Origin of the sequence: Roseovarius spongiae, assembly GCF_003651245.1 — a bacterium.
Classification (GTDB): Bacteria; Pseudomonadota; Alphaproteobacteria; order Rhodobacterales; family Rhodobacteraceae; genus Roseovarius; species Roseovarius spongiae.
In genome coordinates, this window is the sequence record NZ_RAPE01000001.1 from 657,233 (window position 1) to 682,530 (window position 25,298).

The 25,298-nt window shown below is 67.7% G+C and carries 24 protein-coding genes; 9 read left to right on the plus strand and 15 right to left on the minus strand.

Annotation, left to right across the window (positions count from 1 at the left end):
* The first annotated feature begins 17 nt into the window (after window positions 1-17).
* Both D6850_RS03195 and D6850_RS03200 read left to right on the plus strand, forming a co-directional pair.
* Window positions 18-779, plus strand: coding sequence for an NAD kinase (locus D6850_RS03195; protein WP_121163706.1), 762 nt, complete (start codon window positions 18-20; stop codon window positions 777-779).
* A gap of 145 nt (window positions 780-924) precedes the next feature.
* The gene (locus tag D6850_RS03200) at window positions 925-1,122 is read left to right on the plus strand and encodes a CsbD family protein (RefSeq protein ID WP_121163708.1); all 198 of its coding nucleotides are present in this window, start codon (window positions 925-927) and stop codon (window positions 1,120-1,122) included.
* Window positions 1,123-1,206: 84 nt separating this feature from the next.
* On the opposite strand, the gene D6850_RS03205 is transcribed toward D6850_RS03200, so the two are convergent.
* Both D6850_RS03205 and D6850_RS03210 read right to left on the minus strand, forming a co-directional pair.
* On the minus strand, window positions 1,207-3,096 hold the full coding sequence (locus D6850_RS03205; RefSeq protein WP_121163710.1) for a propionyl-CoA synthetase: 1,890 nt from the start codon (window positions 3,094-3,096) through the stop codon (window positions 1,207-1,209).
* Window positions 3,097-3,224: 128 nt separating this feature from the next.
* Window positions 3,225-5,504 carry an NADP-dependent malic enzyme gene (locus tag D6850_RS03210; protein ID WP_206019191.1) on the minus strand — a complete coding sequence of 760 codons (2,280 nt, stop codon included), beginning with the start codon at window positions 5,502-5,504 and terminating at the stop codon, window positions 3,225-3,227.
* 222 nt (window positions 5,505-5,726) lie between these two features.
* Between D6850_RS03210 and upp the strand changes: the two genes are divergently transcribed.
* A complete protein-coding gene (gene upp, locus D6850_RS03215; protein WP_121163714.1) occupies window positions 5,727-6,359 on the plus strand; it encodes a uracil phosphoribosyltransferase in 633 nt (210 codons plus the stop codon).
* Between the two features lie 190 nt (window positions 6,360-6,549).
* Window positions 6,550-8,031 carry an SPOR domain-containing protein gene (locus D6850_RS03220; protein ID WP_121163717.1) on the plus strand — a complete coding sequence of 494 codons (1,482 nt, stop codon included), beginning with the start codon at window positions 6,550-6,552 and terminating at the stop codon, window positions 8,029-8,031.
* A 67-nt stretch (window positions 8,032-8,098) separates the two neighbouring features.
* On the opposite strand, the gene D6850_RS03225 is transcribed toward D6850_RS03220, so the two are convergent.
* Window positions 8,099-9,124: a M48 family metalloprotease gene (locus D6850_RS03225; protein WP_121163719.1), complete on the minus strand. Its 1,026-nt coding sequence runs from the start codon at window positions 9,122-9,124 to the stop codon at window positions 8,099-8,101.
* 109 nt (window positions 9,125-9,233) lie between these two features.
* Window positions 9,234-10,862: an AMP-binding protein gene (locus D6850_RS03230; protein WP_121163721.1), complete on the minus strand. Its 1,629-nt coding sequence runs from the start codon at window positions 10,860-10,862 to the stop codon at window positions 9,234-9,236.
* A gap of 117 nt (window positions 10,863-10,979) precedes the next feature.
* Here D6850_RS03230 and D6850_RS03235 point away from each other — a divergent pair, with 117 nt between their 5' ends.
* Both D6850_RS03235 and D6850_RS03240 read left to right on the plus strand, forming a co-directional pair.
* Window positions 10,980-11,624 carry a sulfotransferase family 2 domain-containing protein gene (locus D6850_RS03235; RefSeq protein ID WP_121163723.1) on the plus strand — a complete coding sequence of 215 codons (645 nt, stop codon included), beginning with the start codon at window positions 10,980-10,982 and terminating at the stop codon, window positions 11,622-11,624.
* A gap of 182 nt (window positions 11,625-11,806) precedes the next feature.
* A complete protein-coding gene (locus D6850_RS03240) occupies window positions 11,807-12,478 on the plus strand; it encodes a Hint domain-containing protein (protein ID WP_121163725.1) in 672 nt (223 codons plus the stop codon).
* 58 nt (window positions 12,479-12,536) lie between these two features.
* Here the strand turns inward: D6850_RS03240 and D6850_RS03245 are convergent, their stop codons facing one another.
* The 8 genes from D6850_RS03245 to D6850_RS03280 form a co-directional block, all read right to left on the minus strand.
* The gene (locus tag D6850_RS03245; RefSeq protein ID WP_121163727.1) at window positions 12,537-14,732 is read right to left on the minus strand and encodes a 3-hydroxyacyl-CoA dehydrogenase NAD-binding domain-containing protein; all 2,196 of its coding nucleotides are present in this window, start codon (window positions 14,730-14,732) and stop codon (window positions 12,537-12,539) included.
* 15 nt (window positions 14,733-14,747) lie between these two features.
* Window positions 14,748-15,959 (minus strand): acetyl-CoA C-acetyltransferase, encoded by a 1,212-nt coding sequence (locus D6850_RS03250; protein ID WP_121163729.1) that lies wholly within the window; start codon window positions 15,957-15,959, stop codon window positions 14,748-14,750.
* A gap of 16 nt (window positions 15,960-15,975) precedes the next feature.
* Window positions 15,976-16,611, minus strand: coding sequence for a glutathione S-transferase family protein (locus D6850_RS03255; RefSeq protein WP_121163731.1), 636 nt, complete (start codon window positions 16,609-16,611; stop codon window positions 15,976-15,978).
* Between the two features lie 271 nt (window positions 16,612-16,882).
* The gene (locus D6850_RS03260; RefSeq protein WP_121163733.1) at window positions 16,883-18,022 is read right to left on the minus strand and encodes an acyl-CoA dehydrogenase family protein; all 1,140 of its coding nucleotides are present in this window, start codon (window positions 18,020-18,022) and stop codon (window positions 16,883-16,885) included.
* The gene (locus D6850_RS03265; RefSeq protein WP_121163735.1) at window positions 18,019-18,231 is read right to left on the minus strand and encodes a hypothetical protein; all 213 of its coding nucleotides are present in this window, start codon (window positions 18,229-18,231) and stop codon (window positions 18,019-18,021) included. Before D6850_RS03265 ends, D6850_RS03260 begins: the two co-directional genes overlap by 4 nt.
* Window positions 18,232-18,273: 42 nt before the next feature.
* Window positions 18,274-20,046 (minus strand): acyl-CoA dehydrogenase C-terminal domain-containing protein, encoded by a 1,773-nt coding sequence (locus D6850_RS03270; protein WP_121163737.1) that lies wholly within the window; start codon window positions 20,044-20,046, stop codon window positions 18,274-18,276.
* Between the two features lie 37 nt (window positions 20,047-20,083).
* On the minus strand, window positions 20,084-20,485 hold the full coding sequence (locus tag D6850_RS03275) for a MerR family transcriptional regulator (protein ID WP_121163739.1): 402 nt from the start codon (window positions 20,483-20,485) through the stop codon (window positions 20,084-20,086).
* Window positions 20,486-20,602: 117 nt separating this feature from the next.
* Entirely contained in the window at window positions 20,603-20,974 is a 372-nt protein-coding gene (locus D6850_RS03280; RefSeq protein WP_121163741.1) for a MerR family transcriptional regulator, read from the minus strand.
* Window positions 20,975-21,151: 177 nt separating this feature from the next.
* On the opposite strand from D6850_RS03280, the gene D6850_RS03285 reads away from it, so the two are divergent.
* The 3 genes from D6850_RS03285 to D6850_RS03295 are packed head-to-tail and all read left to right on the plus strand — an operon-like array spanning window position 21,152 to window position 23,428.
* Window positions 21,152-21,589 (plus strand): PaaI family thioesterase, encoded by a 438-nt coding sequence (locus D6850_RS03285; protein ID WP_245964080.1) that lies wholly within the window; start codon window positions 21,152-21,154, stop codon window positions 21,587-21,589.
* Complete coding sequence (locus D6850_RS03290) at window positions 21,586-22,110, plus strand: PaaI family thioesterase (RefSeq protein WP_121163743.1); 525 nt, start codon at window positions 21,586-21,588, stop codon at window positions 22,108-22,110. The genes D6850_RS03285 and D6850_RS03290 overlap by 4 nt, the downstream gene beginning before the upstream one ends.
* Window positions 22,103-23,428: an MATE family efflux transporter gene (locus tag D6850_RS03295; protein ID WP_121163745.1), complete on the plus strand. Its 1,326-nt coding sequence runs from the start codon at window positions 22,103-22,105 to the stop codon at window positions 23,426-23,428. The genes D6850_RS03290 and D6850_RS03295 overlap by 8 nt, the downstream gene beginning before the upstream one ends.
* A gap of 12 nt (window positions 23,429-23,440) precedes the next feature.
* Here the strand turns inward: D6850_RS03295 and D6850_RS03300 are convergent, their stop codons facing one another.
* Genes D6850_RS03300 through D6850_RS03310 form a run of 3 tightly spaced genes read right to left on the minus strand, consistent with a single transcriptional unit; the run spans window position 23,441 to window position 25,157 of the window.
* On the minus strand, window positions 23,441-23,767 hold the full coding sequence (locus D6850_RS03300) for an ArsC/Spx/MgsR family protein (RefSeq protein ID WP_121163747.1): 327 nt from the start codon (window positions 23,765-23,767) through the stop codon (window positions 23,441-23,443).
* Window positions 23,764-24,822 (minus strand): quinone-dependent dihydroorotate dehydrogenase, encoded by a 1,059-nt coding sequence (locus D6850_RS03305; protein ID WP_121163749.1) that lies wholly within the window; start codon window positions 24,820-24,822, stop codon window positions 23,764-23,766. The genes D6850_RS03300 and D6850_RS03305 overlap by 4 nt, the downstream gene beginning before the upstream one ends.
* Window positions 24,819-25,157 (minus strand): DUF952 domain-containing protein, encoded by a 339-nt coding sequence (locus D6850_RS03310; protein WP_121163751.1) that lies wholly within the window; start codon window positions 25,155-25,157, stop codon window positions 24,819-24,821. The genes D6850_RS03305 and D6850_RS03310 overlap by 4 nt, the downstream gene beginning before the upstream one ends.
* Window positions 25,158-25,298 lie beyond the last annotated feature (141 nt).

The following is a 25,298-nucleotide window of genomic DNA, read 5'->3' on the forward strand; positions in this document are numbered from 1 at the left end:
ACGGGACGGGGAACGTCATGACGGCCAGAATCGCCTTTGTCGCCAGCGACGCGCCCACCGCCCAGATCGCGCGGGCGGCGCTCGCCTCGCGCTTTGGCGACGCCCCCGAAAAGGAGGCCGACGTGATCGTCGCGCTGGGCGGGGACGGGTTCATGCTGCACACGCTGCACCGGACGCAGGGCCTTAACGCGCCGGTTTACGGGATGAACCGCGGCACGGTCGGATTCCTGATGAACGATTACAGCGAATCCGATCTGCCCGAGCGCCTTGCCGCCGCCGAGGAAGAGGTGATTCATCCGCTGGTGATGGAGGCGCAATCGGCTGACGGCGCCCATCACCGGGCGCTGGCGATCAACGAGGTGTCGCTCCTGCGCAGCGGCGCGCAGACGGCGCAACTGCGCATCAGCGTCGACGGGCGGCTGCGGCTCGAGGAACTGGTCTGCGACGGGGCGCTGGTGTCGACCCCCGCCGGGTCCACCGCCTATAATTACAGCGCGCACGGGCCGATCCTGCCCATCGGGTCGGACGTTCTCGCGCTGACCGCCGTCGCCGCCTTCCGCCCCCGTCGCTGGCGCGGCGCGCTGGTGCGGTCAAGCGCGACGGTGCGCTTTGACGTCGCCCAGCCGGACAAGCGCCCGGTGATGGCGGTCGCGGACAGCCGCGCGGTCGAGAACGTGCTCTGGGTCGAGGTGCGCTCCATGCCGGATATCGGGCACCGCATCCTGTTCGATCCCGGTCACGGGCTTGAGGAGAGGCTGCTGCGCGAACAGTTCGTCTGAGGCGGGCCGGTCCAAAAATTTTATCGCCTTGTTACGATTCTTTTCGGGAACCGCCCGCCGTGTAGCGCGTTCGAGCACCAGACCCCCGGCGCCGTCCACCCGGATGCCGGGAAGACACTGGAAGCAACGCGAAAGGACACCCGATATGAATTGGGACGAGATCAAGGGCAACTGGAAGCAGATGACCGGCGCCGCCAAGGAAAACTGGGGCAAGCTCACCGATGACGAGATCCAGCAGGCCGAAGGCAATCGCGAACAGCTCGTCGGCAAGATCCAGGAACGCTACGGCGTGGCCAAGGACGAGGCCGAGCGCCAGGTAGACGAATTCGCCGCCAGATACTGATCCCTCCGACGGCGGATGTGTGTGTAGATTTGTGTGTGTGGAGAAGGCGGCCCCTCGGGGCCGTCTTCTTTCTATGCGCGGTGGTCAGCCTGCGTGGCCGGGTTCGTGCAGCGCGTCCTTGATTTCGTCCAGGATCGCCGGGTCGTCGATGGTGGCGGGCATCCTGAACTCCTCTCCGTCGGCGATCTTCGCGACCGTTGCGCGCAGGATCTTGCCCGAGCGGGTCTTGGGCAGGCGCTCCACCACGATGGCGCGCTTGAACGCGGCGACCGGGCCGATGCGTTCGCGCACGAGAGCCACGCATTCCGCCGTGATTTCCTCATGCGGACGCTCGACCCCCTTGCTGAGACAGATAAGCCCAAGGGGCGACTGGCCCTTCAGTTCGTCCGCCACGCCGACCACGGCGCATTCGGCGACGTCCGGGTGGCTGGCCAGCACCTCCTCCATCAGCCCGGTGCTGAGCCGATGCCCCGCGACGTTGATCACGTCATCGGTGCGCGCCATGATATAGAGATATCCGTTCTCGTCGATCAGGCCCGCGTCGCCGGTCTCATAGTACCCCGGAAAGGTGTCGAGATAGGCCTTGCGGAAGCGGTCTTCGGCGTTCCAGAGCGAGGGCAGCGTGCCGGGGGGCAGGGGCAGCCTGATCGCGATCGCGCCAAGTTCGCCCGTCTTCTTCGGCGTCCCGTCCTCGCCGAGGATCTGCACGTCATAGCCCGGCATGGCGACGGTGGGAGATCCGATCCTGACCGGCAGCGCCTCGAGCCCGGCGGGATTGCCGACGATGGTATAGCCGGTTTCGGTCTGCCACCAGTGATCGTAGACCGGCTTGTCCAGCACCTTCTGCGCCCACTCGATGGTGTCCGGATCGGCGCGTTCCCCTGCGAGATAGAGCGCGCGCAGGCAGGACAGGTCGTATTTCTTGAGCATTTCGCCCTTGGGATCCTCGCGCTTGACCGCGCGGATGGCGGTGGGGGCGGTGAAGAAGCTGCGCACGTTGTGCTCGGAAATCACCCGCCAGAACGTGCCGGCGTCCGGCGTGCCCACCGGCTTGCCCTCGAACACGACGGTGGTGTTGCCGTGGATGAGCGGCGCGTAGCAGATATAGCTGTGCCCGACGACCCAGCCCACATCCGAGGCGGCCCAGTACACGTCGCCGGGATCGACGTTGTAGATGTTCTTCATCGTCCAGTTGAGCGCGACCAGATGCCCGGCGGTCGGCCGGATCACGCCCTTGGGCGCGCCGGTCGTGCCCGAGGTATAGAGGATATAGACCGGGTGGTTGCCCTCCACGGGGACGCACTCGGCCGGCTGCGCGCCCTCCTGAAAGCTGTGCCAGTCCAGGTCGCGCCCCTCGGTCAGTTCCGCCGGCTGCTGCTCGCGTTGCAGGATCACGCAGAAGTCCGGCTTGTGCCGGGCCTGTTCGATCGCGCCGTCGAGCAGCGGCTTGTAGGGAACCGTGCGCGCCGGTTCGATCCCGCAGGACCCGGCGATGATCGCCTTGGGCGCGCAATCGTCGATCCGCACGGCCAGTTCACTGCTGGCGAAGCCGCCGAAGACGACCGAATGGATCGCGCCCAGCCGCGCGCAGGCCAGCATCGCTTCGAGCGCCTCGGGCACCATGGGCATGTAGATGATGACGCGGTCGCCCTTTTCCACGCCCTGCGCGCGCAATGCCCCGGCGAGCGAGGCGACGCGGGTCTGCAACTCGGCGAAGGTGATCTTCTGCTTGGAGTTCGTCACCGGGCTGTCATGGATGATCGCGACCTGGTCGCCGCGCCCGTTCTCTACGTGGCGGTCAACCGCGTTGTGGCAGGTGTTCACCATGCCGTCGACGAACCACTCGTAAAGCGGCGCGTTGTCGTCGAACAGCGCCTTCGACGGCTTGCGGTCCCAGTCGATCGCCTCGGCCTGCTTCATCCAGAAGGCCTCGGGGTCGGATTTCCAGCTTTCGTAGATTTCTGCATAGCCCATGACGGCCTCCCCTGCTTGCTGTCACCCTGTTCTACGGGAGCGGGACAGGGCGAGGCAAGGCGTGCGCCCCGCGCCGCGTCGCTGAAATGCGCCGGCGGGCTTTCGGTTCCCGCGCCGCCCCGCGCCGCTCAGCCGTAATGCGCCACCGGCGTGCCGGCGATGGCCGCCATGTTGAGCAGCCCGCGCGCGGTGATCGACGGTGACACGATATGCGCGCGATTGCCCATGCCCATCAGGATCGGCCCCACCTCGAGCCCGCCGCCCTTCATCTTGAGGATGTTGCGCACCCCCGAGGCCGCGTCGGCGTTGGAGAAGATCAGCACGTTCGCGGCCCCGTCCATCCGGTTGTCGGGCAGCAGGCGCGCGCGCAGCTCCGCGTCGAGCGCGGTGTCGATGTTCATCTCGCCCTCGTAGCAGAAATCGCGCGGCTGCTGGTCAAGGAGCGCGATCGCGGCGCGCAGCCGCTTGCCCGAATCCTCGCCCTGGTTGCCGAATTGCGATTGCGAGCAGAAGGCGATCTTGGGCTCGATCCCGAAGCGGCGCACATGGCGCGCGGCGCCGATGGCGGTTTCGGCGAGGTCCTCGGGGGAAGGGAAGACGCGCACATGGGTATCCGCGATGAAGAGCGGTCCGTCCTCGAGGATCATCATGGAAAGCGCGCCATGCGGGTGGTGGTCGCCGTCGCTCAGCACCTGGGTGACGTAGTTCAGATGCCAGCGATATTCGCCGAAGGTGCCGCAGAGCATGCTGTCGGCCTCGCCGCGATGAACCATGACCGCGCCGATGGCGGTGGTGTTGGTGCGCATCACCGCCTTGGCGAGATCGGGTGACACGCCGCGGCGCTTCATGATCTGGTGATAGCTGCCCCAGTAGTCGCGGTAGCGCGGGTCGTCCTCGGGATTGACCAACTGGAAGTCGCGCACCGGCCGGATGCCGAGGCCCATCCGCTCGCAGCGGGTTTCGATCACCGAGGGGCGCCCGATCAGGATGGGCCGCTCGGTCGTCTCCTCGAGGATCGCCTGCGCGGCGCGCAGCACGCGCTCGTCCTCGCCCTCGGCGAAGACGATGCGGCGGGCGTCCTTCTTGGCGGCCTCGAAGACCGGGCGCATGAGCAGCGCGGACTTGAACACCGCCGCGTCGAGCCGCGCCTTGTAGGCGTCCAGATCCGCGCGCGGGCGGGTCGCCACGCCGGTCTCCATCGCCGCGCGCGCCACGGCGGTCGACACGATGCCGGACAGGCGCGGATCGAACGGCTTGGGGATGAGATAGTCGGCGCCGAAGGTCAGCGCCTCGCCCTGGTAGGCGGCGGCGGCCTCGGCGCTGGTGGTGGCGCGCGCCAGCGCGGCGATCCCCTCGACGCAGGCGATCTGCATCTCGTCGTTGATCTCGGTCGCGCCGACGTCGAGCGCGCCGCGAAAGATGAACGGAAAGCAGAGCACGTTGTTGACCTGGTTGGGGAAATCCGAGCGTCCGGTGGCGATGATCGCCTCCGGGGCCACGGCGCGCGCCGCGTCGGGCATGATCTCGGGCGTGGGGTTGGCCAGCGCGAAGATGATCGGGCGCGCGGCCATCTTCGCCACCATTTCGGGGCTGAGCACGTCCGGCCCCGACAGCCCCAGGAACAGGTCCGCGCCCTCGATCACGTCGTCGAGCGTGCGCAGGTCGCTTGCCTGCGCGAAGGCCGCCTTTTGCGGGTTCATGTCCTCGGCGCGCCCCTCGTGGACCAGCCCGTGAATGTCGCACAGCCAGATGTTCCTGTGCCGCACGCCGAGCTTCACCAGCATGTTGAGGCAGGCGATCCCGGCCGCGCCGCCCCCGGTCGAGACGACCTTGATCTCCTCCCATTTCTTGCCCGCGACATGCAGCGCGTTCGTGGCTGCGGCGCCCACCACGATGGCGGTGCCGTGCTGGTCGTCGTGGAACACGGGAATCTTCATCCGCTCCCGGCAGATCTTCTCGACGATGAAGCAGTCGGGCGCCTTGATGTCCTCGAGGTTGATCGCGCCGAAGGTCGGCTCGAGCGCGCAGACCAGTTCGGCCAGGCGCTCGGGGTCGGATTCGTTCAACTCGATGTCGAAACAGTCGATGCCGGCGAATTTCTTGAACAGAACCGCCTTGCCCTCCATCACCGGCTTGCTCGCCAGGGCGCCGATGTCGCCGAGGCCCAGCACCGCCGTGCCGTTGGTCACCACGCCCACGAGGTTGCCGCGCGCGGTGTAGCGGCTGGCGTTGGCTGCATCCGCGCCGATCTCGAGACAGGCCTCCGCCACCCCCGGCGAATAGGCGCGGGCAAGGTCCCGCCCGTTGGCCAGCGGCTTGGTCGCGCGGATCTCGAGCTTGCCAGGCTTGGGAAATTCGTGGTAGCTGAGCGCCGCTTGGCGGGCGTTCTCCCTGGCCGTGTCGTTCATGTCCGCATCCCCTGACGCCGGTTGGTTCGGCATTCCCTGTTTGCGCGCGCGGCCCCGGGCGGCGCGTCTGGAGGATCAGCTTGCATCTTTGACAGGCCGGGCGCAATCGGGAATGGGCGGCGTGCCCGGGCGCGATTTCCCGGGCGGCGCGCGCAGGGCGGCATTGCGCTTGGGCCCCTGGCGCGGCAAAAGAGGCGCAGCGCCAGACCGGAGGGACCGCCCATGCAAGACCACCTGACCGTCATCAAGCATCCGCTCGTCCAGCACAAGCTGACGATCATGCGCGAAAGGGACACGCCCACCGTCGTCTTCCGCCAGCTTCTGCGCGAGATCAGCCAGCTTCTCGCCTACGAGGTCACGGACAAGCTGCCGATGACCACCAAAACGATCGAAACCCCGATGCAGGAAATGGACGCCCCCACGCTCGCCGGGCGCAAGCTGGCGCTGATCTCGATCCTGCGGGCCGGCAACGGGCTGCTCGACGGCATGCTCGAGCTGATCCCCTCGGCGCGGGTGGGATTTGTCGGGCTCTACCGGGACGAAAAGACGCTGAAGCCGGTGCAGTATTACTTCAAGGTGCCCGACCTGCTGGATCAGCGGCTGGTGATCGTGGTGGACCCGATGCTGGCGACCGGCAATTCCTCGGCGGCCGCCGTTTCGCTTCTCAAGGAGGCCGGCGCCCGCGATATCCGCTTTCTCTGCCTGCTGGCCGCGCCCGAGGGCGTGGCGCGCATGAAGGAGGCGCATCCCGACGTGCCCATCGTCACCGCCGCGCTCGACGAGAAGCTGAACGACGTGGGGTACATCCTGCCGGGGCTGGGGGATGCCGGGGACCGGATGTTCGGCACCAAGTGAACGCGCGGCCATTGCCCCTGCGCGCGCGGCAGTGCGTCTCGCACGAAGGCCCGTGACGCGCCGCGCGAGCGCCGCGCGCAGTGGCCGGCCGTCCTGCGGACGCGTATAATTCGAGGCGTTTCGAGCCTGCTTGCCTGTTTACTATGTGGCAGAATTAAGGCAGAGTTTCCCTACATCTTGTGGGGGCAAAATGAAAATCACCAGAGTTATCGCGCTCGCCGTCATCGCCGCGTCCAGCGCGCTCGGCGTCGTCCAGGCCAAGACCCTGGCCGACGCCGGAGAACCGGCCGAGTATCCGCCGGCGTCCTTTGATGGACGCCAATATGTCGACAGCAAGGGCTGCGTCTTCATCCGCGCCGGGATCGACGGCAACGTGACCTGGGTGCCGCGCGTGTCGCGCAGCCGCAAGGTGCTGTGCGGCTATCCCCCGACGCTGGCCAAGCGCGCTGCGCCCGCGCAGCAGCCGGCCCAGACGGCGGCGACGGCCCCCGCGCCCGAACCGGCGCCGAAGAAGACGGTGCGCGCGACCGTCCCCGTCACCACGCCCGCGCCCGCCGCCAAGCCGGTGGTGCGCAAGGCGCGCGCGCCTGCGCCTGCGCCGAAACCGGCGCCGAAGCGCGTGGTTCGCAAGGTATCCGCGCCCGCCGCGGCCGCCGCGCCGAAACCCGCGCCGAAGCGCGTTGTGCGCAAGGTATACGCACCCGCCCCGGCTTCCGCGCCGAAGGTCGTGCGTCGCCGGGCCGCGGCGCCGGTCCTTGTCGCGCCGGCCCCCGCGCCCAAGCCCGTCGCCAGCCCCGCGCCGCGGAAACGCCGGGTCGTGCAATCGGCCGGTTGCCCCGGGCGCAGCGCCCTCTCCAACCGCTACACCGCGGGCCGTCCGGGCTTCAGGGTGCGCTGCGGCCCGCAGACCGACGCGCATGTGACCTACGGGCGCACGTCCTCCGTCATGCCCCGCCGCGTGGCGCCGGCGCCGGTCCCGGCTCCGCGCCATGCCGCACCGGTCTATCAGCCGCCGGTCATCGACACCGCCCCGGCGACGCGCATCGTGCGGGTGACGCCCCGGACCCGGATCGCCCCGAAACATGTCTATGAAAGACAGGTCGCAAGCTATCGCGGGCTGAACGGCGTGCCCGAAGGCTACAAGCGCGTGTGGATGGACGGGCGGCTCAACCCGCACCGGGGGCACCAGGATTTCGCCGGCAAGGCGCAGATGGACCTGATGTGGACCAAGACCGTGCCGCGCCGCCTGATCGTGCGCGAAACCGGGCGGGTCGTCACGCAGGACTACCCCGGCCTGATGTATCCCTATGTCAGCTACGCCCAGCAGAGACGCGCGAACGTGTCTCCCGTCTATGCGAAGAAGCACGCGGCGGGCCACGCCACGGCCGCCGCGCCCGCGCCGGCGCCCAAGGCGGTCGTCTCGACCCGGTCGAGCGCCGCGCCGAGCCATCGCTATGTGCAGGCGGGCGTCTACACCACGCGCGCCCAGGCGCAGAAGGCCGCCGGGCGGATCTCGTCCCTCGGGCTGCCCGCGCGGCTCGGCTCGATGACGCGCAACGGGCAGAGTTACAGCCTTCTGCTGGCTGGACCGTTCAACAGCCAGGCGCAGCTCGATTCGGCGCTGAGCCGGACGCGCGGCGCGGGCTTCGGCAACGCGGTGGCGCGCAATTAGGAGAGATGCGGTTCTGACGGAAAGGGGCCGGCGCATGAAGATGCGCCGGCCCTTTCGCTGGCCGGACCTAGCCGCCGCAGATGCCCTGGAGGCGCAGCCAGTCGCCGTCGCTGAGCACCGGCTCGGGCGCTTCGTCGCGGAACGGATCGGCCTCGATCAGCGGCAGCACTGTCTCGCCCGAGACGTCGCGCGCATAGGCGTAAGGGGTCGCGCGCACCCGCCAGTTGCGGAACCCGTCCAGCAGCAGTTCGTCGGAGACCGGGGGCGGGGGCGACGTGAGCAGCGCCTGCGCGTAGGCGCGCAACGCCTCTTCGCCGGGATGCCCGGTGGTCAACAGGCGAAACGCGGCGACCAGCCCGGCATGCGACAGCAGCCGGCCCAGCGGATCATGCGCGCGCATGCGCATGCGCGCGGCGATGATATAGCCCGCGACGACATCCGGTTCCTCGTGATCCTCGATCAGCGCGCGCCCCAGCAGGATGGTCCCGCCCGGCAGCCCGATCGCGCCCGTAACCCCGCTGCGCACCACGACCAGCCGATCGCCGCCGGTGCCCGAAGGCAGCCGCGCGGAGAGTTTGGCGAGCGCGCCGATCCCGCCGGGCGCATGGCAGGGCGGACCGGTCACGGCCTGCATCTCCTGCTCCAGCGCGCGCCCGATCTCGGCGCGCTTGACGCCGGGCACGACCGAAACTGCGTGCTCGCGCACCGCGCCGGGCAGCCAGAACGCGGCCAGCGCGGCGACGACCAGGATCGAGCCGAGCATCATCAGCAGCCGCAACCGGCCGGGTCGCGGCCGGCGCCGGGCTACGGCGCTGCGCAGCCGTTCGAGCGCGGCGATCATGTCGTCCTCGTCCGTCCCGAGTTCGAGCGTCTCGCCCGGATCGCCGTCGGGGTGATAGATCGCCGGTCGCTGGCCGGGATTGGCGCGGCTCAGCGCGGGGATCGACCAATGGGCGAGCGGCCTGTCGCGCATGTCCGAGATGGTCAGCGTCGCGTCCCCGATCGAGACGATGACGTCCGTGCGCTGCGCGTCCGGCGACGCCCGCCAGAGGCCCGGCGCCTCGAGCCGGTCGTATTCGCGAAGTGCTGTCATGTCCCTGCGGGCCTGCCCTGCCTCGTTTGCGGCACGGTAGCACGCGCGGCGACACCGCTCAATTGCGCGTGGCCGGTGAGGCCGAGGAGAATTTTCGCGAAAATTCGGCTCAGACCTCCGCGGCGCGCTTGCGCAGTTCGAATTTCTGGATCTTGCCGGTCGAAGTCTTGGGCAGGTCCTCGAACATCACGCGCTTGGGCGTCTTGAACCCGGCGAGCCGGTCGCGCGCGAAGGCGATGAGCGCGGCCTCGTCCGTCTCCGCGTCCTCCTTCAGTTCCACGAAGGCGCAGGGAACCTCGCCCCACTTGTCGTCTGCCTTGGCCACCACCGCGCAGAGCGACACCGCCGGATGGCTCATCAGCACGCCCTCGACCTCGACCGAGCTGACGTTCTCGCCGCCCGTGATGATGATGTCCTTGGCCCGGTCGGCGATCTGAAGATAGCTGTCGGGATGTTGCCGCGCGATGTCGCCCGAGTGGAACCAGCCGCCGCGGAACGCCTCGGCCGTCGCTTCGGGGTTCTTGAGATAGCCCTTCATCACCGCGTTGCCGCGGATCATGATCTCGCCCTGCGCGACGCCGTCCATCGGGGTCGGGGTCATGCTCTCGGGGTCCATCGCGACGATTTCCTCCATCATCGGCATGGCCACGCCGGTGCGCGCCTTGATGGCGTAGCGGGCCTCTTCGGGCTGGACGTCCCATTCGCTGCGCCATTCGCATTCGGTGACGTGGCCATAGGTTTCGGTCAGCCCGTAGACCTGGGTGACGGCAAATCCCAGCGGCTCGATCGCGCGCAGGGTGGCGGCGGGGGGCGGGGCGCCGGCGGTGAAGACCTCGACCACGTGGTCGAAGTCGCGCCGGTCGGCGTCCCTGGCGTTGACGAGGGTGTTGAGCACGATGGGCGCGCCGCCGAAATGCGTGGCGCCCTCATCGGCGATGGCGTCGTAGATCGCGCGCGCCGTGATGTCGCGGCAGAAGATCGCCGTGGCGCCCAGCATCGGCAGCATCCAGGTGTGGTTCCAGCCGTTGCAGTGAAAAAGCGGCACGATCGTCAGATACCGCGCCCGGCGCGGCATGTGCCAGCTGATCGCGGTGCCCATCGTCATCAGATAGGCGCCTCGGTGATGGCAGACCACGCCCTTGGGCCGCCCCGTGGTGCCCGAGGTGTAGTTGAGCGCGAGGCTCTCCCATTCGTCCTCGGGCATGATCCAGTCAAAGGCCGGGTCGCCTCCGGCGATGAAATCCTCGTATTCCGTGTAGCGCCCGGTCGGCGGGTGGCCCGCCTGCGGGTCCGCCACCTCGATCACGGTCGGGCCGTCGCCTTCCATCTGCGCGATGGCTTCCTCGACGAGGGGGATGAACTGGGTGTCGACCAGCGCCACCTGCGCCTCCCCATGCCCGAGGATGTAACCCACGGTATCCGCCTCGAGCCGCGTGTTGATGGTGTTGAGCACCGCGCCGCAGGCGGGCACGCCGAAATGCGCCTCGGCCTGGGGCGGCAGGTTGGGAATGATGGTCGAGACCACGTCGCCCGGCGCCACGCCGAGCCCGGCCAGCGCCGAGGCGAGCCGCGTGCAGCGCTCGTGATACTCCGCGTAGCTGCGGCGGATATCGCGATAGACGCAGGCTTCGAGATCGGGATAGAGGACCGCCGCGCGGCGCAGGTGCGACAATGGCGTGAGCGGCGCGAAATTCGCGGCGCAGCGCTCAAGTCCGGTCTCATCCTTCATCCAGCCCATGCGCTCCCCCTTTCATGCGGCGATTCTGCCCGGCACCCGGGCAGTCCGAGGTTATTGCCTTTCGCCGCGCGCGCAAAAGGGTTTTCGCCTCCGCCAAGCCGCGGCTAGAACTATCGCATGATCATTTCGGCCGGGCGCAATTACATTTTCGTGCATATCCCCAAGACCGGCGGGACCGCGATGGCGCTGGCGCTCGAGGGGCGGGCGATGAAGGACGACATACTGATCGGCGACACCCCGAAAGCGAAGCGGCGGCGCGGGCGGCTGAAGGGCGCGCGCGCGGCGGGACGGCTGTGGAAACATTCCACACTGGCGGATATCGACGCGCTGACGCCGCGCGCGCAGATTGCGCGGGCCTTCACCTTCACGCTGGTGCGCAACCCCTGGGACCGGATGGTGAGCTATTACCACTGGCTGCGCGACCAGCGCTTCGACCATCCGGCGGTGCGGCTGGCCGGGCAGGTGGGGTTCGCTGATTTCATCGCCCATCCGATGACCGAATACGCACTGCAGAGCCACCCCTACGCCCATTACATGACCGACGCCGAGGGCGTGGAGCGCGCTTCCGCCTACCTGCGGATCGAGCGTCTGGCCGAAGACGCCGCCCCGCTCTGGGCGCATCTGGGGTTCACGCTGGAGTTGCCGCGCGTCAACGCCTCGCGCCGGGACGCGGATTACCGCCACTACTACACCGATGCCGGGGCCGAGCGGATCGCCGCGCTTTGCGCCGCGGACATCGCGCGTTTCGGGTATCGCTTCTGACGTCAACTGCGCGAATTTGACTGTTTCCGCGCCGGGATCAATCGGCGCGGGCGTCGCCGTCTGTCGGGAAGACGTGCATAATGACACGTTTCCGGCCTTTTTTGGGCATATCTAGGCCTGGTTAATGATTCCTTACTGGACGACGGTCTGCTGCCAGGGGCCGCTTTCAAGGGGACAAGGGAATGTTCTACAACGAAAGAAAGGAATACGGCCCGGCGCCGCTGCGCATGGCCGAAATGAGGGGCCTGATCACCGGAACATGCGTCGCCAGCCGCGCGGGCTGGTGCCCGATCGAGGACGTGCAGGTCGGCATGGACATCCTGACCTTCGACGCCGGGTTCCAGCAGGTGCGCGAGGTGAATCGCACGCCGCTCTGGGGCGAGGACGGGCCATGCCCGCCGATGATGCGCCCCTACGAGGTTCCGGCGGGCGTCCTGGGAAATCGCGACGTGCTATACCTGATGCCGGACCAGTCGGTGCTGATCGAACTGGACGCCGCCGAAAAGCTGTTCGGCGATCCGTTCGCGCTGATCCCGGTGCGCGCGCTTGACGGCGTGCGCGGCTGCACCCGCGTCGTGCCGCCGCAACGGGCGCGGGTGACGGTGCTGCGCTTTGACAGCGAACAGATCGTCTTTGCCAATAGCGGGGCGATGTTCCTCTGCCCGTGCAAGACGGACCTCCTCGACCGCGCGCTGAGCGACGAGGAGGCAGGCGAGGTCTACAAGATCCTGCCGCTCGAGGCGGCGCTACACCTGACCGCGTTTCTCGGCGCGCCCGGGCCGGTCCTGCCCTGCGCGGGCTGGCCGGACCTGCCCGAAGACCTGCCGGCGGGCGCGGGTGTGGCCATCGCCTGACGGCGCCGGGGCGCCCTTCGAGCCTGCGCAGCCGGCAGGCCCGAAGAAGCCGCGTCGGTCAGGCCGCTGCGGGTTCCTGCCCGAACCGCGCATAGAAGCCTTGCCCCTTTTGCGCCATCTCGCGCAAGAGCGCGGGGGTGGCGAAGCGCGGGCCGAACGCCTCGGCCAGCGCGTCGCAGCGTTCCGCCGCATAAGGCGCGCCCAGCATGTCGAGCCAGGAAAACGGCCCGCCGGTCCACGGCGCGAAGCCCCAGGCGAGGATTGCGCCCACGTCGCCCTCGCGGATATCCTCGAGCACGCCCTCCTCGAGCGCGCGCACCGCCTCCAGCGCCTGCACGAACATCAGGCGATGCTGCACTGTCGCAAGGTCGGGCTGCTCTTTCGCTAGCGGATATTTCGCGCTCAACCCGTCCCAGTAACCAAGCCGCTTGCCCTTCTCATCGTATTCGAAGAACCCCTTGCCCGCCTTGCGACCAAGCCGGCCTTCGCCTTCCATCCAGAAGATGACCTCATCCACATCGGCATCGGCGTAATCGTCGCCCATCGCCGCCTTCGTAGCGCGCGCGATCTTCGCGCCAAGCTCGATCGACGTCTCGTCCACAAGCTGCAGCGGTCCCACCGGAAAGCCAAGCTGCCGCGCGGCGTTGTCGATGAGGGCGGGGGCCACGCCCTCGGCCACCATGCGCATTCCCTCGTTGAGATAGGGGATGATGCAGCGGTTGCAGTAGAAGAACCGGGCGTCATTGACCACGATCGGCGTCTTGCGGATCTGGCGCACGTAGTCCAGCGCCTTGGCCACCGCGCGCGGACCGGTCTCCCGGCCCTTGATGATCTCGACCAGCATCATCTTTTCCACGGGTGAGAAGAAGTGGATGCCGATGAACTGTTCGGGGTTGTCGGACGCCTTCGCAAGCTCAGTGATCGGCAGCGTCGAGGTGTTGGTGGCGAAGATGCAGTCGTCGCCGACATGTTGCAGCACCTCCTTCGTCACCTCGGCCTTGACGCCCGCATCCTCGAACACCGCCTCGATGACGAGGTCCGCGCCGGCGAGCGCGCTGTAAACCGTGGTGGCGGTGATGCGGTCCAGCGTCTCGGCCTTCTTCTGCTCGGTCGCCTTGCCGCGCTTGATGCCCTTGTCCATGTAGTCGGCGGTGTAGGATTTGCCGCGATCGGCGGCCTCCTGCTTCTGGTCGATCAGCACGACCTCCATCCCCGCCATCGCGGAGACGAGCGCGATTCCCGCCCCCATCATGCCCGCGCCGATGACGCCGATCTTTTTCACGCGCTGGTCCGGCGCGTCCGGCCGGTTCGCGCCCTTCTCGAGCGCCTCCTTGTTGATGAAGAGCGAGCGGATCATGGCGCTTGAAGAGGGGTTCATCAGGATGTTGGTGAACCAGCGCGCCTCTATCTTCAGCGCGGTGTCGAAGGGCACGAGCGCGCCTTCATAGACCGCCGACAGCAGCGCCTTGGCCGCCGGGAACGCGCCCTGCGTCTTGCCGTTGACCATCGCGGAGGCGCCCACGAAGGTCATGAAACCGGTGGGGTGATAGGGCGCGCCGCCGGGCATCTTGTAGCCCTTCTCGTCCCACGGCTTGACGATATCGGGCTCCGAGAGCACCCATTCGCGGGCACGCTCGAGCAGTTCATCGGCTGGTACGACCTCGTCGATCAGCCCGGCCTGTTTCGCCTTCTTCGGGTCACGGAGCTTGCCTTCCAGCAGAAAGGGCGAGGCCGCCATCGCGCCCATCTTGCGCACCAGCCGCGTGGTGCCGCCCATGCCGGGGAAGATGCCCACCATGATCTCGGGCAGGCCGATCTTGGCCTTCGGGTTGTCGGCGGCGAAGATGCGGTGGCAGGCCAGCGGGATCTCGAACCCGATGCCGAGCGCGGTGCCGGGCAGGGCGGCGGCGATGGGCTTGCCGCCCTTGTTACGCTCGTCCATGCCGCCGCGTTCGATCTTGCGCAGGACCGCGTGGGTCTGCATCAGCCCGTCCATGAGGCCCTGCGCGGGATTGTCGCCCGCGCTTTCCTTCATCTTCGCGATGATGTTGAGGTCCATCCCCCCGGCAAAGCTGCCTTCCTTGCCCGAGGTGATGACGATCCCCTTCACCGCGTCGTCGCTGAGCGCGTCGTCGATCAGCGCGTCCAGATCGATGAACCCCTGCTGGTTCATCACGTTCATGGATTTACCTTCGGTGTCCCAGGTGATGATCGCAACGCCGTCGGCGTCTTTTTCCATCGTGAAATCGGTCATGTCTGACATCTCCCTTTATACCCGCTCGATGATCGTCGCGGCGCCCATGCCTGACGCGATGCAGAGCGTGGCGAGCCCGGTTTCCTTGTCCTGCCGCTCCAGTTCGTCCAGCAGCGTGCCGATGATGATCGCACCCGTCGCGCCCAGGGGATGCCCCATCGCGATGGACCCGCCATTGACGTTCACCAGATCGGGATCGACATCGAAGGCCTGCATGAATCGCAGCACCACGCTCGCGAAGGCCTCGTTCACCTCGAAGAGGTCGATGTCGCCGATCTCCATGCCGCTGTCGGCGAGGATCTTGCGTGTGGCGGGCACAGGGCCGGTCAGCATGATCGTCGGATCGGTGCCGATCTTGCAGGTCTGCCGGATGCGCGCACGGGGCTTCAGCCCCCATTTCTCGCCGAAGGCCTTGGACCCCACCAGCACGCCGGCGGAGCCATCCACGATGCCGGATGAGTTGCCGGCGTGGTGGATGTGGTTGATTTTTTCCAGGTGCGGATATTTCAGCTTCGCAACCGCGTCGAAGCCGGGCATCACCTCGCCCATCTGCTGGAAGCTGGGGTTGAGCGACCCGAGCGCCTGCATGTCGGTGCCCGGGCGCATGTATTCGTCACGGTCAAGGATCGTGAGTCCGTTCTGGTCCTTCACCTCGATGATCGACTTCGCGAACCGCTTGTCATCCCACGCGGCCTTGGCGCGCTTCTGGCTTTCCACGGCGAGCGCGTCGGCCTGATCGCGGGTGAACCCGTATTCCGTCGCGATGATGTCCGCGCTGATGCCCTGAGGCACGAAATAGGTCTCCATCGCGACGCTCGGGTCGACGGCGATCGCCGCCCCGTCGCTGCCCATCGGCACGCGGCCCATCATCTCGACCCCGCCGGCGATATAGCCGTCACCGGCGCCGCCCATCACCTGGTTCGCGGCGAGGTTGACCGCCTCCATGCCAGACGCGCAGAAGCGGTTGACGGCGAGGCCGGGAATGGCCTCGTCGAGATCGGAGGCCAGCACGGCGGTGCGCGCAAGGCAGCCGCCCTGTTCCTTGACCTGCGTGACGTTGCCCCAGATCACGTCCTCGACCGCGGGGCCGTCAAGCCCGTTGCGGTCCTTCAGCGCGTTCAGCACTTCCGAGGACAGCCGCACCGCGGTCACCTCGTGCAGCGCGCCGTCCTTGCGGCCCTTGCCGCGCGGGGTGCGCACGGCGTCGTAGATATAGGCATCTGTCATGTCTGCTCTCCTTTGGTCACGCGCGGTCCGCCGGGGAACCGGGCATCAGGTCATAGGGGTGTTTCCAGCCGGGCAGGCCCTCGATGTTGGACAGCCAGCGGTCGATATTGGCCCACTCCGCCCGGTCGAAGCCGAACGGTTCGGGATAGAACAGGTAGCCGCAGCATGACAGGTCCGCGTTCGTCACGCCGTCGCCCACGATCCAGTCGCGCCCCGCGAGATGCGCGTCGAGCGTGCCGTAGGCCGCCTTGAGCCGGCCCTGCATGAAGCCGATCACCTCGGCCGGGCGCTTGTCCTCGGGCAGGAAATTCATCAGGAACCGGGTCATGCCCGCCTGGCTCGAGAGCTTGTGGTTGTCCCACAGCACCCAGCGCAGCACCTCGCGGGCCTCGTCCTGAGTCGCGCCGCCGAACTTGCCGGTCTTCTCCGTCACGTAGTGCTGGATCACGCCCGACTGGGTGAGTGTCACGTCGCCATCCACGAGAACGGGCGCTTCGCCCATCACGTTGAGGGCGCGGAAATTGTCGCTGCGCGCCGCGCCGCCGAAGAAATCGACGAAAACCGGCTCCCAGTCGAGCCCCGACAGTTCGAGGGCGAGCGCCGCCTTGTAGGCGTTGCCGGATTCGCCGAAGCAATGGAGTTCCATGGTCATGCGCTTCCTTTCGATGCCGCGCCCGCGGCCGGGCGGAGAATTGAGTATTTTTGGAAAGATGAAGCGAGGACTGATTCACCGCCCATTAACGTTAATGCGTGCATGGTGGTCGCGCGGTACAGGCTGGAGAGCCGATGACCGCGAAAGGTGAAGCCCCGCCGCCCCGCGTGCAGCATGTGTGCCGGGTGGCGGGGTGGACCTGCCGCTTCATCTTTCTTCAAATACTCCCGCCGGAGGCTTCCACGTGCGGGGCCAGGCGTCACGGTGCTCATCACAGCGCCCTCGCGATCAGTTCCTTCATGATCTCGTTCGTGCCGCCGTAGATCTTCTGCACCCGTGCATCGGCCCACATTTCGGCCACCGCGTATTCCTGCATGTAGCCGTAGCCGCCATGCAACTGCACGCAATCATCGAGCACGTCGCATTGCGTATCGGTCAGCCAGTATTTCGCCATCGCCGCCTTCTCGACGGTGAGCTTTCCTTCAAGGTGCTCGGCGATGCACTCATCGAGAAACGCGCGCGCAACCTTGGTGCGCGTCAAGCATTCGGCGAGCTTGAATCGCGTGTTCTGAAACTGCGTCAGCGGCCCGCCAAAGGCTTCGCGTTCCTTGCAATAGCGAACCGTGCGCTCCACCGCGCCCTCCATCGCGCCCACCGCGCCGCAGCCGATGATAAGCCGTTCCTGCGGAAGCTGCTCCATCATCTGGTAGAATCCGCGCCCTTCCTCGCCGCCGAGGATGTTCTCGGGCGGGATTTCGACGTTGTCGAAGAAAAGCTCGGACGTATCCGCCGCGTGACAGCCGATCTTCTCGAGGTTGCGGCCGCGCGCGAAACCCTCGGCGCCCTCGGTTTCGACCACCACGAGGCTCACGCCCTTGGCGCCCGCCGCCGGGTCGGTCTTGGCCGCGACGATGATGAGCTCCGCGTGCTGGCCGTTGGTGATGAAGGTCTTCTGCCCCGACAGCCGATAGGAATTGCCGTCGCGCAGCGCCTTCGTCTTGATGCCCTGCACGTCCGACCCGGCCGCGGGTTCGGTCATGGCGAGCGCGCCGACCAGGTCGCCACTCACCATCTTCGGCAGCCAGCGTTTTTTCTGCTCGTCGGTCCCGTAGGCGAGGATGTAATGCGCCACGATACCCGAATGGATCGGGTTGCCCCAGCTGGCGAGGTTGGCGCGCGGCGCTTCCATCAGGATCACCGCCTCATGCCCGAAATCGCCGCCCGCGCCGCCGTATTGCTCGGGAATGGACGGGCAGAGAAGCCCCAGTTCGCCCGCCTGGGTCCAGGTCTCGCGATCCATCTGCCCGGCCTTGCGCCAGCGTTCGAAATGCGGCGCCCATTCGCTTTCGATGAAGCTGGCCGTCATCTCGGCCAGCATCCTGTGCTCATCGGTCATCCAGGCAGAGGTCATTTCTTGCGCGCCTCGAGCTCGGAGTTGAAGATGCGCAGCCGATGCCCGAACGTGTCCTCGTCGATGACGGAATCGAAGTTCTCGAAAAGAAACGACAACGCTTCGCCTTCGTCCAGGCCGGCCTCTTGCGCGAAGCGGCGCAGCCGGCGATACCCGTCTTCGGTCATCGCCGCGTTGAAACGGCGCGTCAGGCGAAAGCGTTTCGGCATCTCGGTCCCCCGTAGGGTGGGGTTTCCCCCCAACCCTCTCCTTTAGAATTGATCCGCGTCCAGCCCCATTACCGGCTCGGCGCCGCTCTCGATCCGCGCGAGATGCGTCCTTGTCGCGGGCAGGCGGCGGGCCATGTAATAGCGCGCGGTCGCGAGCTTGGCCTCGTAGAAGGCCGGATCGCCATCCCCGGCGGCAAGCTGCGCCAGCGCGGCGCGCGCCATGTGCGCCCACATCAGGCCAAGGCAGACATGCCCGAAAAGATGCATGAAATCGTAGCTGCCCGCCAGCGCCGCGTTCGGGTTCTTCATGCCGTGCTGCATGAAAAACATGCCCGCGGCCTGCAAATCCTTCGACGCGGATTTCAGCGGGACGACGAAATCGGTCATCGCCTCGCCGTCGTTCTCGCGACAGAAATCCTTGACCATGTCGAAGAAGGCCATGACATGCTTGCCGCCGTCCTGCGCCAGCTTGCGCCCCACGAGGTCGAGCGCCTGCACCCCGTTCGCGCCCTCGTAGATCATCGCGATGCGCGCGTCGCGGGCGAACTGGGACATGCCCGTTTCCTCGATATAGCCGTGCCCGCCATAGATCTGCTGGGCGAGGATCGTCATGTCGAACCCCTCGTCGGTGAGGAAACCCTTGATCACCGGGGTCAGCAGGGAAACCATGCCCTCGGCCGCCTCGTCGCCGCCGCGATGTGACTGGTCGATCATCTTGGCCCCCCAGAGCAGGAAGGCGCGGCCCCCCTCGACAAAGCTCTTCTGGTCCATCAGCGCGCGGCGGATGTCGGGATGCACGATCAGCGGATCGGCGGGGCCATCGGGGTTCTCGTCGCCGGTGACCGCGCGGCCCTGAAGCCGCTCTTTCGCGTAGGCGAGCGCGTTCTGATAGGCCACGTCGGCCTGCGCGAGCCCCTGCATGCCGACACCGATCCGCGCCTCGTTCATCATGGTGAACATGGCGCGCATGCCCTTGTGTTCCTCGCCCAAAAGCCAGCCTTTCGCGCCGTCGTAATCCATCACGCAGGTGGCGTTGCCGTGAATGCCCATCTTCTCCTCGAGCTTGGAGCATTTCACGCCGTTGCGATCGCCGAGGGAGCCATCCTCGTTCACGATGAATTTCGGCACGATGAAGAGGCTCACGCCCTTGATCCCCTCGGGCCCGCCGGGGATCTTCGCCAGCACGAGGTGGATGATGTTGTCGGCCATGTCGTGCTCACCGGCCGAGATGAAGATCTTCTGCCCGCTGATCGCGTAGGATCCGTCATCCTGCGGTTCCGCCTTCGTGCGCATCAGGCCAAGGTCGGTGCCGCAATGCGGTTCGGTCAGGTTCATCGTGCCGGTCCATTCGCAGGACGTCATTTTCGGCAGGTATTTCGCCTTCTGCTCATCCGTGCCATGCGCGAGGATCGCGCTCGCCGCGCCGTGGGTCAGGCCCTGGTACATGGTGAACGCCTGGTTGGCGGCCGAGAACATCTCGCCCACGGCGGTGTTGAGCAGATAGGGCATGTTCTGCCCGCCGAATTCCTCGGGGAGGTCGAGCCCCGGCCAGCCGCCCTCGCGCACCTGGTCGAAGGCCGCCTTGAACCCGGTCGGCGTGCGCACCACCCCGTTCTCGAGCGTGCAGCCCTCCGCGTCGCCCACGGGGTTGAGCGGGGCGAGCACTTCGGCCGCGATCTTGCCGGCCTCGTCCAGCACGGCGGCGGTGAATTCCGGCTCGAGCTCGGAATAGCCCGGAATATCCGCCTTGGGGGCGTTCAGGACGTGGTGCAGGATGAACTGGGCGTCCCTGGTGGGCGCGGCATAGCTGGGCATATCGGTCTTTTCCCTGTCTTGGCGGTTGGTTGCGCCGTTATTCGGCGGCGTTCCTCGTTTCGTCGCGCGACCCGAGCACCCGTTCGAGCCATTCCATCTGCCCGCGCAGGTCGCCGATGGCCTCGTCCAGTTCGGCGCGCTGCGCCTCCATGTCGCGCAGCCGCTCGGCGGCGAGCTCGTAGGTGCGCACCATCTGCGTGTGCTGCTGGTCGCCCGCGTCGTAGAGATCGAGAAGTTGGCGAATCTCCTCCAGGCTGAAACCGAACCGCTTGCCCCGCAGGATCAGCTTGAGCCGGGCGCGGTCACGGCGGGTGAACAGGCGCTTCTGCCCCTCGCGGATCGGAGCGAGAAGTTCCTTTGATTCATAAAAGCGCAGCGTGCGCGGCGTGACGTCGAAGGCGTCACACATTTCACGGATGGTCATCGTTTCGGCGGTCATGTCGGCCCCTTCCCCAGGATGCGTCGTCAGCGGGACATGTATGCTCATGGGGGGAGGTTACAACAGAAAGTGACGTTGACGTAAGTCCGACGTCACGTCACTTTGGCCGGGGTTCGGCTAGAGGTCGAGCGCACGGGCGGTTTCGTCGCGCAGCTTCTGCAACTCCTCGATCGCCTCGTCGATCTGTTCGCGCTGGTCGGCCAGTTCGCGCAACTGCTTGTCGGCAAGCGCGATCCAGTTCCGCATCTGCGCGCCGCTGCCCTCGTCCTCGTACATCATCAGCCATTGGCGGATCTCCTCGAGGCTGAAGCCGAATTTCCGCCCCCGCAGGATCAGCGTCATGCGCGCGATCTCGCGCGGGCCGTAAAGACGCGCGCGTCCGTCGCGCTCGGGGTGGAGCAGCTCGATATATTCGTAGTAACGAAGCGTGCGCGGCGTGACGTCGAATTTCGCGCACATCTCCTTGAGGCTCAGACGCGGATCGGACATGACACGGACATCAACACGCAGCTTGGCCAAAAGTTCAATGGAAATCCTTGTTTTCGGCAAGTTTCGGTGCAAATCCCCGCATAATGGCCCGTTCGCGACGCGCGCTGTCGCTTGCACATCGCGGGCCATCCGACGATAACGGCGCGACGCCGCGCAGCAGCAAGAGGTTCCATCCCCATGACGAGCGACGCCATGGACGAGGACGATCACCCCGGACTCGGGTTCATTCGCGCGCTGCCGCACGCGGTGGCGCTGGGCATGACCGCGCACGCCATGAAGGATGGCCGCGCCGAGTTGTCGATGCCCTGGTCCGAGGACCTCGTCGGCGACCCCGAAACCGGCGTCATCCACGGCGGCGCGGTGAGCGCGCTAATGGACACCTGCTGCGGCGCCGCCGCGATGTGCCACCCTGACGCGGGCGGCAGCACCGCCACCCTCGGGCTGCGCATCGACTACATGCGCGCCGCCACGCCGGGCCAGACCATTCGCGCGCGCGCCGAATGCTACCATGTCACGCGCTCCGTCGCCTTCGTGCGGGCCAGCGCGCTTGACGACGACGACGCGCGCCCGGTGGCGACGGCCACCGGCACGTTCACCGTGGCGCCCCGGTCATGAGCGAACGGCCCCCCGCGCGTCCCCGGCCCGAACCGGTACAGGTGGTCAAGCAGCGCCGCGACGACGCGCTCGCCGCGCTGGTGGCGGGCGTGCCCTATATCCGCTTTCTCGGGATCGGGTTCGACCGGCGCGGCGACGAACTGACCGGCGTGATGGCCTACGACGACAAGCTGATCGGCAACCCGATCCTGCCGGCGCTGCATGGCGGCGCGACGGCGGCCTTTCTCGAGGTGACGGCGATCATCGGACTCAGCTGGGCGGTGCTCTGGCCCGAGATCGAAAGCGGCGCGATCGATCCCGCGACGCTCGCCGCGGGACGGATGCCGCGCCTGCCCAAGACCATTGACTTCACCATCGACTACCTGCGCACCGGCCTGCCGCGCGACGCCTACGCGCGCGCGCAGATCAGCCGCTCGGGGCGGCGCTACGCCAGCGTGCATGTGGAGGCGTGGCAGGACAACCGGAGCCGCCCCTTCGCGCAGGCGAGCGGGCATTTCCTGATGCCCCGCCGCGATGTCTGAAACGATCCCGCGGCGCGCGGCGATCAGCCATCGCCGGGTGCTGAACGTCGCGCTGCCCATCGTCGTCTCGAACGCCACGATCCCGGTCCTCGGGCTGGTCGACACCGGCGTCGTCGGGCAGCTTGGCGAAGCCGCGCCGATCGGGGCGGTCGGGATCGGCGCGGTGATCCTGACGGCGCTCTACTGGCTGTTCGGCTTCCTTCGGATGGGCACCAGCGGACTGGCCGCGCAGGCGCACGGCGCGGGGCATGGCGCAGAGGTGGCGGCGCTGCTCACCCGGTCGCTGATGATCGGGCTGGCGGCGGGGGCGGCGCTCATCGCGCTGCAACTGCCGCTGTTCTGGGGCGCCTTCCGCCTCGCCCCCGCCAGCGCGGAGGTCGAGACGCTGGCGCGCGGCTACATGGAGATCCGCATCTGGAGCGCCCCGGCTCTTATCGCGCTGTATGGCATGAGCGGCTGGCTCATCGCGCTGGAGCGCACCCGCGCGGTGCTGGCGATCCAGGTGCTGATGAACGGGCTGAACATCCTGCTCGATCTCTGGTTCGTGCTCGGCCTCGGCTGGGGGGTGGAGGGCGTGGCGCTCGCCACCTTCATCGCGGAATGGGGCGGGCTCGGCTTCGGGTTCTGGCTCTGCCGCGACGCGTTCCGCGCGCCGGCCTGGCGCGACTGGCCGCGCGTCTTCGATCCCGTTCGCCTGCGCCGGATGGCGGTGGTGAATTCGGACATCCTGCTGCGCTCCATCATGGTCGAGGCGATCTTCGTCTCGTTCCTTTTCCTGGGCAGCGATTTCGGCGACGTCACGCTGGCCGCCAACCAGGTGCTGCTTCAGTTCCTGCACGTCACCTCCTACGCGATGGACGGCTTCGCGCTTGCCGCCGAAACCCTGGTCGGGCAGGCGATGGGCGCGCGCGATTCCGCCCGCCTGCGCCGCGCCGCCGTGGTGACGGGCCAGTGGGCGCTGGCTATCTGCGCGACGCTGGCCGTGGTCTTCGCGCTGTTCGGCCCGCTCCTGATCGCGGTGATGGCGCGCGCGCCCGAGGTGCAGGACGAGGCGGGGCGATACCTGCCCTGGATGGTCGCAGCGCCGGTGATCGGCTGGGCGGCCTGGATGCTAGACGGCATCTTCATCGGCGCGACGCGCACGGGCGACATGCGCAACATGATGGCGGTCAGCCTGCTGTCCTATGCGGCGGCGGTCCTGCTGCTGGCGCCCGTCTTCGGCAATCACGGGCTGTGGCTGGCGCTGCTTCTGTCGCTGGCGGTGCGCGGTCTGACGCTCGCCCTGCGCTACCCGGCGCTCGAGCGCGCGGCGGCCTGAGGCGCGCGCGGCTCAGAGCAGGCGCAGCACCTCCTCGGGCGGGCGTCCGATCACGGCCGCAAGGGCGGTAAAGGCGATCGGCCGCTCGATCAGCGCCGGATCGCGCGTCATCGCGGCAAGGAGCGCGTCATCGTCCTGCCCGGCAAGACGCTTCGCCGCGTCGGCGCGCAGCATGTCGGCGACGGGCCGATCCAGCAACGCCTGCACCTTCCGCAGCTCCGCCTCGTCCGGCGCATCCTCAAGATAGCGCCGCGGCGCGACATCCGCCCCGCGCTCCTCCAGCAGCGCGAGCCCCGCGCGCGACTTGGAGCAGCGCGGATTGTGCCAATAGGTGATCATAGCCAGTCCTCCCGTCTGCTGCCGACCGCTTCGGCCACGCTCTCATGCCCATCCGCCGCCAGCAGGTCGTGCAGCCCCCGCGCGATGCGCGGCAGCAGCGCAAGCCCCTCGTAAACCAGCGCCGAGTAAAGCTGCACCGCGCCCGCGCCCGCGCAGATCTTGGCATAGGCGTCCGCCGCCGATGCGATCCCGCCGACGCCGATCAGCGGCATCCGTCCGTCCGTCACCTGCGACAGCCGCGCCAGAACCCGTGTCGAACGCTCGAAAAGCGGCGCGCCCGAGAGCCCGCCGGCCTCGTCGCGCGCCGCGCCGGTCAGGCCGTCGCGCGCCAGCGTCGTGTTGGTGGCGACGATCCCCGCGACGCCCGCGGCCTGCGCGACCTCGGCGATCTCCGACAGTTCCGCATCCCCGAGATCCGGCGCGATCTTGAGAAAGACCGGCATCGGCGTCTCGAGCCAGTCGCGCGCCTCCATCACCCGCGTCAGCAGCGCGGCCAGCGCCTCGGGCCCCTGCAACTCGCGCAGACGTTCGGTATTGGGCGAGGACACGTTGACCGTCGCGAAATCGAGATACGGCCCGCAGCGCGCCAGAACGCGGGCGAAATCCTCGGCCCGGTCAATGCTGTCCTTGTTCGCCCCGAGGTTGAGGCCGATCACCGCCGTGCGCGGCCGCCGCGCCAGCCGCGCCCTCGCCGCCTCCATGCCGGCGTTGTTGAACCCGAACCGGTTGATGACCGCGCGATCCTGCGCCAGCCGGAACAGGCGCGGGCGCGGGTTGCCTTCTTGCGCGCGCGGCGTGATGGCGCCCGCCTCGATGAACCCGAACCCCGCCCGCGCAAGCGGATGCAGCGCCACGGCGTTCTTGTCGAACCCGGCGGCAAGACCGATCGGGTTGGGCAGATCCAGCCCCGCCAGCCGCGTGCGCAGCCGCGCGCTCGTCACCGGGGCGGGCAGGGGGGCGAGCCCGCTGCGCAACGCGCGCAGCGCGAGGCCATGCGCGCGCTCCGGGTCCATCCGGTGCAGCAGGCCAAGGCCGATCCGTTCCCGCACGCTCATTCCAAGCCCGGCGGAAAGACATGCGCGCCATCCTGCAGCGGCAACGGCTGCGCCCAAGCGACATCCTTGAGGCGCAAGCGGCCATAGAGATGCGGAAACAGCGCGCCGCCGCGCGACGGCTCCCATTTCAGCGCATCCCCCAGCCGCTCCGCCTCGACGCCCAGCAGCATCAGCCCCTCTTCCCCGGCAAAATGCTTCGCCGCCGTCTGCGCCACCTGCCCGGCGGTCGAGAAATGCACAAACCCATCGGCGACATCGACCGGCGCGCCCGCCGTTTCCCCGTCAAGACGCAGGGCGGCCCATTCCCCGGCGCGCAATATCTTGTAGATCATCATGCTCGCGTGATGCCCCGCCCCGGCGCCCCGGTCAAGCGCCGATCCGATTGACGCGACGCCCCTCCCGGGGCAGGATCGCAGGCCAATTTCATCCCCGCACTTTCATCATTCCATAAATACTCAAGACAGCCAAAGGCACGC

What these genes read in the sequence shown, in the direction of transcription:
- D6850_RS03195 (WP_121163706.1), top strand. Translation starts at nt 18, where the DNA reads ATGACGGCCAGAATCGCCTTTGTCGCCAGCGACGCGCCCACCGCCCAG.
- D6850_RS03200 (WP_121163708.1), top strand. Translation starts at nt 925, where the DNA reads ATGAATTGGGACGAGATCAAGGGCAACTGGAAGCAGATGACCGGCGCC.
- D6850_RS03205 (WP_121163710.1), bottom strand. Translation starts at nt 3,096, where the DNA reads ATGGGCTATGCAGAAATCTACGAAAGCTGGAAATCCGACCCCGAGGCC.
- D6850_RS03210 (WP_206019191.1), bottom strand. Translation starts at nt 5,504, where the DNA reads ATGAACGACACGGCCAGGGAGAACGCCCGCCAAGCGGCGCTCAGCTAC.
- upp (WP_121163714.1), top strand. Translation starts at nt 5,727, where the DNA reads ATGCAAGACCACCTGACCGTCATCAAGCATCCGCTCGTCCAGCACAAG.
- D6850_RS03220 (WP_121163717.1), top strand. Translation starts at nt 6,550, where the DNA reads ATGAAAATCACCAGAGTTATCGCGCTCGCCGTCATCGCCGCGTCCAGC.
- D6850_RS03225 (WP_121163719.1), bottom strand. Translation starts at nt 9,124, where the DNA reads ATGACAGCACTTCGCGAATACGACCGGCTCGAGGCGCCGGGCCTCTGG.
- D6850_RS03230 (WP_121163721.1), bottom strand. Translation starts at nt 10,862, where the DNA reads ATGGGCTGGATGAAGGATGAGACCGGACTTGAGCGCTGCGCCGCGAAT.
- D6850_RS03235 (WP_121163723.1), top strand. Translation starts at nt 10,980, where the DNA reads ATGATCATTTCGGCCGGGCGCAATTACATTTTCGTGCATATCCCCAAG.
- D6850_RS03240 (WP_121163725.1), top strand. Translation starts at nt 11,807, where the DNA reads ATGTTCTACAACGAAAGAAAGGAATACGGCCCGGCGCCGCTGCGCATG.
- D6850_RS03245 (WP_121163727.1), bottom strand. Translation starts at nt 14,732, where the DNA reads ATGACCGATTTCACGATGGAAAAAGACGCCGACGGCGTTGCGATCATC.
- D6850_RS03250 (WP_121163729.1), bottom strand. Translation starts at nt 15,959, where the DNA reads ATGACAGATGCCTATATCTACGACGCCGTGCGCACCCCGCGCGGCAAG.
- D6850_RS03255 (WP_121163731.1), bottom strand. Translation starts at nt 16,611, where the DNA reads ATGACCATGGAACTCCATTGCTTCGGCGAATCCGGCAACGCCTACAAG.
- D6850_RS03260 (WP_121163733.1), bottom strand. Translation starts at nt 18,022, where the DNA reads ATGACCTCTGCCTGGATGACCGATGAGCACAGGATGCTGGCCGAGATG.
- D6850_RS03265 (WP_121163735.1), bottom strand. Translation starts at nt 18,231, where the DNA reads ATGCCGAAACGCTTTCGCCTGACGCGCCGTTTCAACGCGGCGATGACC.
- D6850_RS03270 (WP_121163737.1), bottom strand. Translation starts at nt 20,046, where the DNA reads ATGCCCAGCTATGCCGCGCCCACCAGGGACGCCCAGTTCATCCTGCAC.
- D6850_RS03275 (WP_121163739.1), bottom strand. Translation starts at nt 20,485, where the DNA reads ATGACCGCCGAAACGATGACCATCCGTGAAATGTGTGACGCCTTCGAC.
- D6850_RS03280 (WP_121163741.1), bottom strand. Translation starts at nt 20,974, where the DNA reads ATGTCCGATCCGCGTCTGAGCCTCAAGGAGATGTGCGCGAAATTCGAC.
- D6850_RS03285 (WP_245964080.1), top strand. Translation starts at nt 21,152, where the DNA reads ATGACGAGCGACGCCATGGACGAGGACGATCACCCCGGACTCGGGTTC.
- D6850_RS03290 (WP_121163743.1), top strand. Translation starts at nt 21,586, where the DNA reads ATGAGCGAACGGCCCCCCGCGCGTCCCCGGCCCGAACCGGTACAGGTG.
- D6850_RS03295 (WP_121163745.1), top strand. Translation starts at nt 22,103, where the DNA reads ATGTCTGAAACGATCCCGCGGCGCGCGGCGATCAGCCATCGCCGGGTG.
- D6850_RS03300 (WP_121163747.1), bottom strand. Translation starts at nt 23,767, where the DNA reads ATGATCACCTATTGGCACAATCCGCGCTGCTCCAAGTCGCGCGCGGGG.
- D6850_RS03305 (WP_121163749.1), bottom strand. Translation starts at nt 24,822, where the DNA reads ATGAGCGTGCGGGAACGGATCGGCCTTGGCCTGCTGCACCGGATGGAC.
- D6850_RS03310 (WP_121163751.1), bottom strand. Translation starts at nt 25,157, where the DNA reads ATGATGATCTACAAGATATTGCGCGCCGGGGAATGGGCCGCCCTGCGT.